Raw genomic sequence first — 12,787 nt, forward strand, 5'->3', positions numbered from 1 at the left:
GGCCCTCCGCGCCCGCCCGCCCTGCTGCGCCATCGGGGACGGCACCACCCGCCCCGCCTATTCCGTCAGCTCCTCCAGCAGCCGCGCCGTCGGCAGCCCCGCCCGGAGGTAGTCCACGAACAGATCGTTGTGCAGCGCCCAGGGCGAGCGGCGGGAACGGATCAGCCGGATCGCGGCCTCGGCGGTCCTGCCCTGCCGGATCAGCGCGTGCGCGACCACCAGACCCGAACGGTTGTACCCGTGGTAACAGCGCACGAGGACCGTACGGCCGCCGTCCAGCGCCTCGCACGCCGCCTCCGCCAGCCGGATCACCCCCGCGAGCTGCGTCCCGTCCAGCGGCCCGTCCGGGACCGGCCACACATGGTGCTCGACCCCGGCGTCCGGCCCGTGCCCGGGCAGCCGCAGCAGCGTCTGTACGAGATCGAACTGCCGGTGCACCACGGCGAACTCCAGCTGCCCGGAACGGCCCCGGAACTCGTGCCCGCCCATCCACAGGCCCGGCACGATCTCGTTCCACGGAGTGTCCGGAGCCGGTACGTCGGGTTGCTTCCCGCGGGTACGCAACGGCGCCTCCCCACCATGACCGCCCAACTCCTCCCAAAGGTATCCGGCTTCTTGCCCCCGGAGCACCCGCCTGTTCCCATGGACATGGGGTGATGGTGCATGAACGGACTGCGCGTCATACCGACCTACCGCCACGGCCGCGAACGGCTGTACGTCTGCCTCCCGGACGGCAGGAACCTCGCCTGGTACGACCGTGAGAGCGCCAGGGTGAACCTGCTCGGGGACGACCACGAGGAGGACGTCCTCACCGCCCTGGGCCCCTTCCTCACCGGCCCGGTCCAGGTCGGCCCGCCCCCGGTCCCCACCCCCGCCGACCTGGCACGTCTCGCCCTGCACCCCGACGACGACCTCGCGCCGAACCGCCCCGGCGAGGCGCTCCTGGTCGCCCTCGACCGCGACCCCGCCCCGGCCCGCCGCCTGCGCCCCGACCCGCGCCGCCGGGCACTCACCGCGGAGCGGACGGTCGGCGCCGCCCTGGACCGCATGGACGGCGCCGGCTGGCACACCCTGCACTCGATCCCGCTGCCCGGCGGCGACCGCGTCCACCATCTGCTGATCGGCCCCGGCGGTCTGTACGCCGTACACGCCGTGTACGCCCACAAGCGGCGCGTCACGGTCACCGACCCCCGGGTCGCCCTGGGCCGCCACGCCCCTCGGCCGCTGCTGCGCCGCGTACGGTCCGACGCCGGCCGCGCCTCGTACGCCCTGACGGCCGAGGTCCGTCCCGTGCTCGTGCTGGTCGGCGCGGCCCGGGTGAGCTGCCCCGTCCCGCCGCGCGAGGTGCGCGTCCTCACCGACGCCGGCCTGGACGGCCTGACCGGCAGGGGCGGGGTCCTGAAACCCGCCGACGTGGAGGCCCTGCACGCCATGGCCCGGGACCGGAACACCTGGGCGCGGCTGTGAGGGCTCACGGCAGAGCGGCGGCGTGCCCGTGGTCCAGGAGCGGGGCCAGCAGATCGCCGTAGTCCCGCACCCGCGGCCCGATGTCCGGCGCCCCGAACGCCATCCGCTCCGGCACCCGGCACGCCTCGACCTCCTCCCAGGTCACCGGCGCCGACACCAGCGGCTCGGCCCGCGCCCGCAGCGTGTACGGGGTGGCCGTGGTCTTCCGGGCCGCGTTCTGGCTCCAGTCGACGAACACCTTCCCCGGCCGCAGGCTCCGGGTCATCCGGTGCAGCGCCAGTCCCGGCAGGGCCTTCTCCGCCTCCACGGCCAGCTCCTTGGCGTACTCCGACACCCGATCGGAGGAAGCGCCCCGCACCGCCGCCAGCAGATGCAGCCCCTTCGACCCGGACGTCTTCGCGTACGCCCCGATCCCGTCCGCCGCCAGCCGCTCCCGCAGCCACAGCGCGACCTCGCAGCACTGCACGACCGTCGCGGGCGCGCCCGGGTCGAGGTCGAACACGATCCGGTCGGCCTGCCCGGGGTCGCCGATCAGCCACTGGTGGGTGTGGAACTCGGCGACCAGGTTCGCCGCCCACATCAGGCTCGGCAGATCCTGCACCAGCACCATCCGGGCCGGCCCCTCGCTCCTCGGCACCTCGGCGGTGGTGACCCAGTCGGGGGTGCCCGGCGGCACGTTCTTGGTGAAGAACACCTGGCCGTCGGGCCCGTCCGGATACCGCAGGAAGGACACCGGGCGGTCCCGCAGATGCGGCAGCAGTACGTCGGCGACGGTCGCGTAGTAGTGCAGTACCTCCGCCTTGGTGAACCCGGTGGCGGGGTACAGCACCTTCTCCAGATTGCTGAGCGCGAGCCGTCGCCCCTCCACCTCGGTGATAGGCGCCATACGATGAGAATCGCACGCGAACCGTGACAAAAGCCTCCGACGGTGATCGGCGGACGACCGGAAAGGTGCTGCACGTGAGATCCATCTGGAACGGCGCGATCTCCTTCGGCCTGGTCAGCATTCCGATCAAGCTCGTGAACGCCACCGAGAACCACTCGATCTCCTTCCGCCAGATCCACACCGAGGACGGCGGGCGGATCCGGTACCGCAAGTTCTGCGAGCTGGAGGACCGGGAGGTCACCGGGCAGGAGATCGGCAAGGGGTACGAGGACGCGGACGGCACGATCATCCCGATCACCGACGACGATCTGTCGAGCCTGCCGATCCCGACCGCCCGGACGATCGAGATCGTCGCCTTCGTCCCCGAGGACCGGATCGACCCGCTCCAGATGGACGCGGCGTACTACCTCGCGGCGGGCGGGGCGCCGGCGGCCAAGCCGTACACGCTGCTGCGGGAGGCACTGAAGCGGAGCAACAAGGTGGCCATCGCCAAGTTCGCGCTGCGGGGCAAGGAGCGGCTGGGCATGCTCCGGGTGGTCGGTGACGCGATCGCCATGCACGGGCTGCTGTGGCCGGACGAGGTCCGCGCGCCGGAGGGGGTGGCGCCCGACACCGACGTCACCGTGCGGGACCAGGAGCTGGACCTCGCGGACGCGCTGATGGACACGCTGGGCGAGGTCGACCTGGAGGACCTGCACGACGAGTACCGGGAGGCGGTGGAGGAGGTCATCGCCGCGAAGGCCTCCGGCGAGGCGCCACCGGAGTCCGCGCCCCCGGAGCGGGAGGGCAAGGTCCTGGACCTGATGGCGGCGCTGGAGAACAGCGTCCGCGCGGCCCGCGAATCCCGTGGCGAGGAGGCCGAGGTCAAGCCTCTGCCCCAGCGCAAGACGTCCCGCTCGTCCCCGAAGGCGACGGGCGGCAAGAAGTCGACGTCGACGGCCAAGAAGAAGACGGCCGCGCCGGCCCGCAAGTCGACGTCGAAGACGCCCCAGCAGGAGAAGAAGCCGACGGCGAAGAAGTCGCCCGCGAAGAAGGGCGCGGCAAAGAAGGCCACCCCCCGCAAACGCTCGGCCTGACCCCCGGCCGCGGGGGCGGTCGCCGCGCCCCGCCCGCCCCCTACGCCACCCGTCGAAGCGCCAGTACCGCGTTGTGGCCCCCGAATCCGAACGAGTTGCTCAGGACCAGATCGCCGTCCGACGGCAACGCCCGGGGCTCACCCCGGACCACGTCCAGATCCACCGCCGCGTCGACCTCCCCGCACCCCACCGTGGGAGGCACCACCCCGTGGTGGAGGGTGAGCACCGCGGCCACCGCCTCCACGCCGCCCGCAGCGCCCTGCAGATGCCCCAGATGCCCCTTCAGCGCCGTCACCGGTACGTTCCGCCGCCCCAGCACCCCCCGCACCGCCCGAGCCTCCGCGAGATCCCCGTCCACCGTCGCCGTCGCATGCGCGTTGACATGAACGACATCGGCGACCCGGCCCCCCGCGTCCCGCACCGCCCGCCGCAACGCCAGCGCGATCCCGTCCCCCGACGGATCCGGCGCGGCCACATGGTGGGCGTCGGCCGACAGCCCCCATCCCGCCGCCTCGCAGTAGATCCGCGCCCCACGGGCGAGCGCGTGCTCCTCGGACTCCAGCACCAGCACCCCCGCCCCCTCTCCGTTCACGAACCCGTCCCGGTCCTTCGCGAACGGGTGCGACGGCGACCCCGCGGCGGGATCCCCCGCCGCCAGCGCCCGCATCGCGGCGAACGACGCCATGATCGCCGGCGTGACGACGGCCTCCGCCCCGCCCGCGAGGGCGACGTCGACCCGGCCGTACCGGATCCGGTCCACGGCCTGCCCGATCGCCTCGGTCCCGGACGCGCACGCGCTGGTCACGGTGCGCGCCTCACCGGTGATGTGCAGGTCCAGCGAGACCTGCGAGGCCGCCTGCGAGGGCACGGTCATCGGCGTGGTGAGCGGTGACACACCGCGCGGTCCCCGGTCCCGCAGCTTCCGGTCCCCGCCGACCAGCACCGACGCGTCCCCGAGGATGGCGCCGAGACTGACCCCGACCCGTTCCGGATCGAGCCCGCTCTCGCGCGTACCGCCGTCCGCGTACCCCGCGTCCGCCCACGCCTCCCGCGCCGCCAGCACGGCGAACTGCGCGGCCCGGTTCATCCGCCGCGCCGCCTGCCGGGGCAGCAGCCCGGCCGGGTCCACCGGCACGGTCCCGGCGATCCGCACCGGCAGCCCGTCGAACTCCTCGTCCGCCAACTCCCGTATGCCGTGCCGCCCTTCGAGCAGCCCCTGCCACAACTCGCCCGTACCGACCCCCAGCGGCGTGACCGCACCGAGCCCGGTGACCACCACCCGCCGCGCCCCGGCGGCCTCGGCCGCCCGCACGGGCCGAGGCTCATGCCGTACGAGCACGCCGTCCCGGTCCGCTTCCGCGGCCCACCGCCGTACACCGGCGTCGTCGACCGACCCGGCCGAGGACGGCCCCTCGGCCGCCCAGGCGCCCCACCGGCGCACATACGTCACCTCGTCCGCCTCCGGGTCCACGGCCCGCAGTGTGTGCACCCGGTCCCCGTCGCGGAACTCCACGTCGTCCAGGGCCGGCGAGCTCACGCACGGAACCGCGTCCACGTCCATCCGCCGCCCGGCGACGGTCACCCGCCGCTCGCGCCGCAGCGTCTCCTCACGGTCCACCCCGCCCAGTGGCGGACGCAGCGTGACCTGGATCACCTCCGGACCCACGGGCAGGGTGTGCGTCACGACATGCCACCGGCGCCCCGCCACGTCCTCCCGGGTCAGGGCGAGCAGATCACCGGGAACGACCTCGGCGGCGCCGACCGCGTACGGACGTATGGGTACTTCAGGCGTTTCGGGGGAGTGGGTCATGGCCGCACATGCTCTCTTTGATACGAACTGTCGTACTGGGAACGGATACGAGTGTTCTGTACGCATTGCGAACGGGCCATTGTTGAATCCCGCCCATGTCCGTTTTGCCACGTTCTACCAGGCGGGTGACGCGAGACACACCGCACAACTCCCGCGTGCCCCCGGTGGGTTGCCTCGACGCGACCGGCATGTGGGAAGCGTCACGCCGCAAACCACCGCCACACCCCCGCCCGACGGATCCCGGCACCCGCGTTCGGCGTCTTCTCACAGGGGTGTGCTTCGATGAGCCCGACCTGAGAAACCTGAACACGCGGCGGGGACGGCCGGGTTGCACGGGAAATCCGAGACACCGGTGGAGGGCATGACCGAGGAAGAGTTCGACGCTTTCTACGCGGCCGCGTTCCCCCGTCTGACCGGGCAGTTGTACACCTTCACCGGGGACCTCGGCGAAGCGCAGGACGTCGTCCAGGAGGCGTTCGTACGGGCCTGGGACCGCCGCCAGAAGCTGCTCGCCGACGAGGCGCCCGAGGCGTGGATACGCACCGTCGCCATGCGGCTCGCCGTGAGCCGCTGGCGGCGCGCGAAGCGCTGGCTGGAACTGGTGCGGCACACCCCGCCCCCGGAGAACACGCCCGGCCCGGACCCCGACCGCACCGCCCTCGTCGCCGCGCTGCGCCAACTCCCGGAGCATCAGCGCATGGCCGTGGTCCTTCACCATCTGTGCGACCTCAGTGTCGAACAGGTAGCCTCCGAGACCGGCGCACCCGTGGGTACGGTCAAGGCCAGGCTGTCCCGCGGACGGGCGGCACTGGCCAGACAGCTGGCGGTGGACGAGGCCGAGGAGCCGGCCTGGAGGGAGGGCGGCCGTGTCGGATGAACTCGCCGGAGCCTTGCGCGAGTTGGCCGCACAGCACGAGACCCCGCCGCGCGTCGGCGGCGCGGAGGTCCGCGACCGGGCCAGGCGCCGCTCCCGCCGCCGCAGGGCGACCGCCGCGCTGGCGTCGACGGCCACGGCGGCGAGCGTGTTCGCGGCCGTCGCGTTCACCCTGGACACCGAGCCACCCGCACGGAAACACCGCACCCCCGCCACGGCGTCGACCCTCCCCGCCCCGGCACCGGACACGGCGACCCCCGAGCCCGCCCCCACCACCGGCGTACTGGACCTGAACCGGCGCACCCTCACCGTCGACAGACGCGTCATCCGGATCGACTCGCACACCTTCCCCCGCTTCCGGCCCGGCAGCCGGATGACGGTGGTCACCAAGGCCGACCTCAAGCTGCTGCCCCTGGACGGCGGCGCCGGGTACGGCGGCGAGGTCAAGGTCCCGTACCTGGTGGAGCTGCGCACCCCCGACCGGGAACCGGTCTACGCGGGCGCCCTCGCCTTCGACACCAAGAAGCTCTCCGCGCTCAACGCCGAATCCTGCTGGCTGGACATGAGCACCAAGGACGCCCAGTGGTTCTACGCCCGGGCACGGGTGGGCGACGGCATCGAGATCACGTCGACCGTCCCCGCGACGCCCCCGGGAACGGCGGCCACCGCCCCGACGCGGGCGGGGACGGCCCCCTGACCCCGTGGACACCGGTCAGGCCGGCTGATCCTTCGCCCACCACAGGAACGCGGCCGCGTGCTGCTGACTGGCGAACCCCTCGCCGGCCAGCGAACGCAGCAGGTCGTTGCTCCACAGGACGAGCCGGCCCAGCGTCCAGTCGACCGACTCCGGCGCCGGGAGCTCGAGGCCGTACACCTGCCGCGCGATCTCGCGCTTGCCGCCCGCCTCCGTCGTGTACTTGAGGATCGTCAGGAACCGTTCGGGCCGCACCACGCACAACACCCGCGTGAGCAGCGCCTCTTTGAACCCGGTCATGGCGAACGGCACGGTCCCGGACAGCAGTTGCTGCAGCCGGTCCCCGAGCGGAATGTCCTCGGGCCCGTACAGGAGGTACGCGATCGTCTCCCGGGTCGCCTCCCCGGCCGCCGCGTCCCCCATGGCGTTCCAGGCGGAGTTGAAGGTGGCCTGGTTGCCGGGGCGGGCGCCGATCTCGGAGTTGGCGAAATCCTTCAGCCGCCGAGGATCGCAGGTCCGCAACCCGTCCGGGGAGAAGATCTCCTGGTACTCCGCCCAGTACGCCGCGACCCGGGGATCGACGTCCGGCCGTACGGCGAGGTAGCGCTCCTTGAGCCGGTCCAGACGGCGCAGCCGCTCCGGTTCGACCTCCTCGGCCTTCGGGAAGCGCGCGGCGAGCTCGTCGAACGAGCGCGGCACCCGCTCCCCCCGCGGAGCGGCGGCGGGCGCCGCGTCCTCCCACTCGTAACCGCACCGGTGCCGTACGACCCGCCCACCGCCCTCCAGGCTCCGGACCACCTCGATGTCCTCGTCGTCACTGCACAGCGGACACATGACCAGTGCCATGCCACCCCCCAACCCCTGTGGCGAAGCCCGAGCCCCCGCCGTGAACCGATGCGGACACCCTAGAACCCGCACCCCCTACCCCTTCACCGCCCCCGAGGTCAGCCCCCGGATGAACGACCGCTGCAGCGCGAGGAAGGCGAGCACCGACGGCAGCATCGCCAGGAAGGCGCCCACCAGCAGCACCCCGATGCCCACCTGGTCGTCGGAGCGCAGCGAGCGCAGGGCCAGCGGCAGGGTGTACTGCGCCGGGTCGGTGGCGACCAGCAGCGGCAGCATGTACTGGTCCCAGATCATCGTGAACCCGAAGATGCCGATCACCCCCAGCGCCGGCCGGCACAGCGGCAACACCACCTGCCAGAAGACACGGAACTCGCCCGCGCCGTCCAGCCGCGCCGACTCCTCCAGCTCCGTCGGGATCTCCTTCATGAACTCGGTCATCACCAGGATGGAGAAGCCCCACGCCGCCACCGGCACGATCATGCCGACCAGCGAGCCGACCAGGCTGATGTGCAGCACCGGCAGATCCGCCAGCAGCACCGACAGCGGTACGGCCAGCACCTCCTCCGGCAGCATCATGGTGGCCAGGATGAGCACCAGCACCACCGCCGACCCGCGGAACCGCTTGCGGGCCAGCGCGTATCCGGCGAAGACGCTGACCAGCACCTGCAGCGCCAGCCCGCCGCCCACCACGAGGAAGGAGTTGAGCAGATAGTCCAGCACGTTCCGGTCGATCGCCCGTTCCAGGTTGTCCAGGGACAGCCGGTCCGGGAACAGGGTGAACTGCGTCGGGTCCACGGTCGGTGTGAAGGCGCCGATCATCAGCGCCAGCAGCGGCCCCGCGAACACCGCGAACAGGACGGTGTACAGCACGAACCGCAGCACCCGGGCCCACGGCCCGCGCGCCTCCTGCAGTCCGAGCGCGGTGTCGTTCCTCATCGGACCCCCCTACGGCGTACGCGCGAGGCGACGGTCAGCACCAGCAGAATCGCGAACAGCAGCACCGTCCCGGCCGCCGCGACCCCCAGCTCATTGCGTTCCAGACCGAGCTTGTACGTCAGCGTCAGCAGCACCTCGGTCGAGCCGTCGGGCCCGCCGTTGGTCAGCAGGAACACCTCGGTGAAGATCCGCAGTCCCCGGATCGCGGCCAGCGTCAGCAGGATCGCGAACACGGGCCGCAGTCCGGGCAGGGTGACGTGCCAGATCCGGCGGAAGCGCGAGGCACCGTCGACCGCGGACGCCTCGTAGAGCACCCGGTCCACCCCGGCCAGCCCCGCCAGGAAGATCATCATGTCGTACGGGGCGCCCCGCCAGACGCCGACGAAGGCGATGGACGCCAGTGAACTGTCGGGCGAGTTGAGGAACTCGCTGGGCCCCAGCCCGATGACGGACAGCACGGAGTTCAGCGCACCCCCCTCGGCCGGGTAGTACATGACCCGCCACACCTCGGCCACCACCGCCATCGCCGTCACCACCGGCAGGAAGATCGCCGACCGGATGAACCACAGCGACCGGGTCTGCCCCTCCAGCAGCAGCGCCAGCACCATCCCGAGCACGATCGAACCGGCGGTCGTGGCCACGGCCAGCACCACCGTGTGCCACACCGCCGCGCCGAAGTCGGATTTGCCCGCGATCTCCGAGTAGTTCGCGCCGCCGACATAGGTGTTGCCGAGGAACGGCCGTACCTCCTGGAAGCTCATCCGCACGGCCTCGGCCATGGGGATGAACTTGAAGTACAGGAACAGCAGCAGGGCCGGCGCGAGGAAGAGCCAGGGCGTCGCGGCCCGGCGCAGCCGGGTCCTCACCGGAGGGGCCGTACGCGGGGCCCCCTTGGTGGCCGGCCCGCGCGACGTCCGCGCCTCGGTCACCGTCATCAGCCCTTGGCCCCCTGCTTCTCGAGCTCGGCGTCGATCTCGCCCGCCAGTTCGTCCATCGCCCGGCCGACGTCGCGCGAGCAGTCGGAGACGACGCCGTTGAGGCCCTCGGAGGAGATCTGCCGGACGTTGGACCAGTTGGGCAGAGCGGGGGCGTTGCGGCCGGCCGTGTCGTACACCTTCTGGAAGACGTCCCAGCGCGGGTCCTCGCGCTCGGCGGCCCCGTCCACCTTCGTGTTGACCGGCAGCCGCACGATGATGCCGCCGTTGTCGACCCCGAGGCCGATCTTCTGCCCGGCGGGGGAGGCGGCGAACTCCGCGAACCGCTGCTGGCCCTGCTCGTTGGCCGATCCGGCCATCATGTAGACGTTCTCGCCCTCCGCCAGGGCGGCCTCCCCGCCGGCGCCCGGCGGGGCCGCGACGACCTCGTACTTGTCCTTGCCGAGCGATCCGTCGAAGCGCGGCAGCATGTACGGCCCGGTCAGATAGATGCCGCCCTTGCCGCTCTCGAACACGGTGTGCGTGGTGGAGGAGTCGGCGGTCGTGGCCCCCGGCTGGACGACCTTGGAGTCGCAGAACATCGCCTGCAGCTTCTCGACCGCCTTGACGGACGCGTCGTCGCTGATCGCGGGCGCGTAGCCGGCACCCGTCTTCTTGACGAACCCGCCGCCCTCCGACCACAGCATGGTGGAGAACCACCAGGTCAGATAGCCGCGCGTGGTGGTCCCCGGCACCACCATGCCGGCGGTGTCGTCCTTGCCGTTGCCGTCGGGGTCGTCGTCGGTGAACTTGACGGCCAGCTCGGTCAGTTCGTCCCAGCTCGTGGGAACGTCCGCCCCCACCTCGTCCCGCCAGTCCTTGCGTATCAGCAGCGCGAAGGCCTGCGAGTTGAAGGGCACCCCGTAGTACTTGCCGTCGTACCCCTGCGCCGCCTCCCAGGCCCGGTCGGCGAGGTCCCCGCTTCCGGCGACACCCTCCCGGTCGACCTCGCGGACCAGGCCCTGGGTCACCAGGTTGCCCAGCTGGCCGGTGTCGTTGATGACGATGTCCGGCAGATCCTTCTGCGCGGTGCGCTGCTGCAGCTTGGTCTCGAAGTCCGTCACGCCGACGGCGACCAGCTTCGCCTCGATACCGCTCTCCTCGGAGAACGCCTTGGTGAGAGCCTCCGCGGACTCGGCGGCGGGACTGCCGGCGTCCTGCCGGATCCACACCTCCAACGGGGCGGAGTCGTCCTGCTGCTGACCGGATCCGCCCGAGGAGCACCCCGTGACGGTGGCGGCGGCGACGGCGAGAACGGCGGCGATCGCGCCGAACCGCCGCCCTCCTTCTGGTTTACGGAGTTGCTTCGACACGAGGGTCTCCGTTTGGTCCGTACGGGCGAGGTGACCGGACTCTACGCACAGACCGCAGCACACATCTAGACTGTGAGATGGAATTTATATACATGAACCGCATGGAGGTGAAGCCGTGCCGAGAGCCACGCCCGAGGCCTTCGGGGAGACGGAAGCCGGCCTCACCCGCTCCGGGGTGAGGCCGGCCACGACGCGATGCGGCGCCGTCCGCCGTCTAGTAGCACCCGTCCTTGAAGACGATCAGCAGCGCATCGGTCTGCGTCTCCGTGCCGTCGGTCGCCCAGATCTCGGCCGTGTACTCACCGACCGGCGCGGCCGCGATCGACAACTGCAGCCAGCCGTTGACGACCAGGCCGTGGTCGACGGGGTCCCGCTCGTTCGTACCCGGCGCGATGGTGCTGCCGCCCTGACTCGTCGAACCGGGCGGCAGGTGACGCACCCCGGTCCGGACCGGCGCCGACCAGGTCCCGGAGACCGGGGCGAAGGCGTAGGTGTTGGGCCACCCGTACCCCGCCTCGACGCAGATCCGCTGCCCCTCGGCCTCCAGTGTCCAGGTCGCCGAAGCCGAGGCCGGGGACGCGCCTACCAGCGCCAGTGCGAGCGTCGAGGACAGGCCGAGGGTCAACCCGGCCGCGCGTTGACGTGCTTTCATCGATACCTCCTGGTGGGGGAGCATGAGGCCGTACGAAAGGGTCTCCCGGCCGTTCCCGCCGACCGGCAGCCGTCAACGAGTGTCACTCGCTCAACAACCGTGGAACAAGGCGTAGTTGTACTTTCAATGACTGTGTCCGGATACCGCCGTAGCGACGGATTGTCAGTCCCCTCTGCCGGCATCCCGTCATGCCGTACGACATCGCCCCCACCGCCTGCCGGACCTGACGCGGGTCTCCGACGAGGACCTTGGAGGCCTGCTGGTGGCGTCCGATGAGGCGGACAGGTGTTCCGCGGGATCTGCGGGCTGGAAGAGCGGCCTGCTCGGCCCCCGGGACGACGGGGACGGCGCCGAGGCCGAGAAGACGCCAGCCGCGGGGGAGCGGCGCGTCCGCTTCCACCACACGTGGTCCGACTGGTCGGGCGGCGACGAACTGGCCTCGACCGGCAGAGTCGGCTTCGACCGCCGAACGGACGGCATAGGGCACGAGGCGCCACTCGCCGACGTACCCCCGCTGGTGTTCAGCGAGGCGATGCGCGACGTGGACCTCTTCGTAGGCGTCACATCGATCGCCGCGGACCCCGACTTGCGGGAGGGCGGCCCGGAACGCGCCTACTGGGAGCGGACGGCCTTCGGAGAGCTCGACGCAACCGCCGCGACCCGCCGCGACGCACTGGAACGGCTCCTGCCCCGCCTGAAGATCGCGGACCGCTGCACACTGGACGGCCGCTTGCTGGTGGTCCGGGGTGACCGGGGCACGTACAAGATCCACCTGCTCTCGGCGAACATCCTGATGGAGCCGGACGACGCCCACCTCTGCATAGTCCCGACCCCCGCCAGGGGTGAGCGGTACCTGCCCTTCGAGGACGACCGCCTGTCCCTGATCCTCAGCAAGGCGTTCCTGCCGGCCGCGGACGCGGACATCACGGACGAGTCCATCCTCACACAGCTCGGGCGAGGCGCCTGATGGCCACCGTGACCTTCCGCGACGAGGCCGCCACGGGCAGGCCCCTCGGGGAGTGGCAGTCGACCGGCCTCCCCGACCGCATGACGGTACGCGCCCTGATCCGTCGCCGGGCAAGCGAGCAGGCGGCCCACCCCATCGACTGGGAAAGGGCCTTCCTGACCAACGGCTTCTTCCTCCTCGTCGGCGACCACCAGGCGGACGGCCTCGACGAGGAAGTGGACCTCACGACCACCCCCACCCTGATCTTCATCAAGCTGGTAGCCCTGGCCGGCGGCTGAACACGCACCGCGTT

At 71.7% G+C, this 12,787-nt stretch carries 14 protein-coding genes; 6 read left to right on the forward strand and 8 right to left on the reverse strand.

Going from position 1 to position 12,787, the window contains the following annotated elements:
* Nucleotides 1-57: 57 nt before the first annotated feature.
* On the reverse strand, nucleotides 58-564 hold the full coding sequence (locus tag IF28_RS0123235) for a protein-tyrosine phosphatase family protein (RefSeq protein WP_030223711.1): 507 nt from the start codon (nucleotides 562-564) through the stop codon (nucleotides 58-60).
* A 99-nt stretch (nucleotides 565-663) separates the two neighbouring features.
* Between IF28_RS0123235 and IF28_RS0123240 the strand changes: the two genes are divergently transcribed.
* A complete protein-coding gene (locus IF28_RS0123240) occupies nucleotides 664-1,467 on the forward strand; it encodes a nuclease-related domain-containing protein (protein WP_030223712.1) in 804 nt (267 codons plus the stop codon).
* 4 nt (nucleotides 1,468-1,471) lie between these two features.
* Here the strand turns inward: IF28_RS0123240 and ligD are convergent, their stop codons facing one another.
* The gene (gene ligD, locus IF28_RS0123245) at nucleotides 1,472-2,353 is read right to left on the reverse strand and encodes a non-homologous end-joining DNA ligase (RefSeq protein ID WP_030223713.1); all 882 of its coding nucleotides are present in this window, start codon (nucleotides 2,351-2,353) and stop codon (nucleotides 1,472-1,474) included.
* A 65-nt stretch (nucleotides 2,354-2,418) separates the two neighbouring features.
* Here ligD and IF28_RS0123250 point away from each other — a divergent pair, with 65 nt between their 5' ends.
* Nucleotides 2,419-3,429, forward strand: a complete 1,011-nt coding sequence (locus tag IF28_RS0123250) for a Ku protein (RefSeq protein WP_030223714.1) — start codon at nucleotides 2,419-2,421, stop codon at nucleotides 3,427-3,429.
* Between the two features lie 40 nt (nucleotides 3,430-3,469).
* On the opposite strand, the gene IF28_RS0123255 is transcribed toward IF28_RS0123250, so the two are convergent.
* On the reverse strand, nucleotides 3,470-5,239 hold the full coding sequence (locus IF28_RS0123255; protein WP_030223715.1) for a beta-ketoacyl-[acyl-carrier-protein] synthase family protein: 1,770 nt from the start codon (nucleotides 5,237-5,239) through the stop codon (nucleotides 3,470-3,472).
* Nucleotides 5,240-5,600: 361 nt separating this feature from the next.
* Here IF28_RS0123255 and IF28_RS0123260 point away from each other — a divergent pair, with 361 nt between their 5' ends.
* Together IF28_RS0123260 and IF28_RS0123265 are read left to right on the forward strand one after the other, a co-directional pair.
* Nucleotides 5,601-6,116, forward strand: a complete 516-nt coding sequence (locus tag IF28_RS0123260; RefSeq protein WP_030223716.1) for a SigE family RNA polymerase sigma factor — start codon at nucleotides 5,601-5,603, stop codon at nucleotides 6,114-6,116.
* Complete coding sequence (locus tag IF28_RS0123265) at nucleotides 6,106-6,810, forward strand: hypothetical protein (protein WP_063829350.1); 705 nt, start codon at nucleotides 6,106-6,108, stop codon at nucleotides 6,808-6,810. The genes IF28_RS0123260 and IF28_RS0123265 overlap by 11 nt, the downstream gene beginning before the upstream one ends.
* Nucleotides 6,811-6,825: 15 nt before the next feature.
* Here the strand turns inward: IF28_RS0123265 and IF28_RS0123270 are convergent, their stop codons facing one another.
* The 5 genes from IF28_RS0123270 to IF28_RS0123290 form a co-directional block, all read right to left on the reverse strand.
* On the reverse strand, nucleotides 6,826-7,653 hold the full coding sequence (locus tag IF28_RS0123270) for a hypothetical protein (protein WP_030223718.1): 828 nt from the start codon (nucleotides 7,651-7,653) through the stop codon (nucleotides 6,826-6,828).
* Between the two features lie 75 nt (nucleotides 7,654-7,728).
* Nucleotides 7,729-8,589, reverse strand: coding sequence for a carbohydrate ABC transporter permease (locus IF28_RS0123275; RefSeq protein ID WP_030223720.1), 861 nt, complete (start codon nucleotides 8,587-8,589; stop codon nucleotides 7,729-7,731).
* Nucleotides 8,586-9,524, reverse strand: coding sequence for a carbohydrate ABC transporter permease (locus tag IF28_RS0123280; RefSeq protein WP_030223722.1), 939 nt, complete (start codon nucleotides 9,522-9,524; stop codon nucleotides 8,586-8,588). Before IF28_RS0123280 ends, IF28_RS0123275 begins: the two co-directional genes overlap by 4 nt.
* Nucleotides 9,524-10,876: a sugar ABC transporter substrate-binding protein gene (locus tag IF28_RS0123285; RefSeq protein WP_234325329.1), complete on the reverse strand. Its 1,353-nt coding sequence runs from the start codon at nucleotides 10,874-10,876 to the stop codon at nucleotides 9,524-9,526. Before IF28_RS0123285 ends, IF28_RS0123280 begins: the two co-directional genes overlap by 1 nt.
* A gap of 214 nt (nucleotides 10,877-11,090) precedes the next feature.
* Complete coding sequence (locus IF28_RS0123290) at nucleotides 11,091-11,528, reverse strand: DUF5980 family protein (protein ID WP_030223726.1); 438 nt, start codon at nucleotides 11,526-11,528, stop codon at nucleotides 11,091-11,093.
* A gap of 262 nt (nucleotides 11,529-11,790) precedes the next feature.
* Here IF28_RS0123290 and IF28_RS0123295 point away from each other — a divergent pair, with 262 nt between their 5' ends.
* Nucleotides 11,791-12,495, forward strand: a complete 705-nt coding sequence (locus IF28_RS0123295) for a hypothetical protein (protein ID WP_030223728.1) — start codon at nucleotides 11,791-11,793, stop codon at nucleotides 12,493-12,495.
* Nucleotides 12,495-12,773 carry a hypothetical protein gene (locus IF28_RS0123300; RefSeq protein WP_030223730.1) on the forward strand — a complete coding sequence of 93 codons (279 nt, stop codon included), beginning with the start codon at nucleotides 12,495-12,497 and terminating at the stop codon, nucleotides 12,771-12,773. Before IF28_RS0123295 ends, IF28_RS0123300 begins: the two co-directional genes overlap by 1 nt.
* Nucleotides 12,774-12,787 lie beyond the last annotated feature (14 nt).

The organism is Streptomyces sp. NRRL WC-3626, assembly GCF_000718785.1.
In the GTDB taxonomy this organism is placed as follows: Bacteria; Actinomycetota; Actinomycetes; order Streptomycetales; family Streptomycetaceae; genus Streptomyces; species Streptomyces edwardsiae.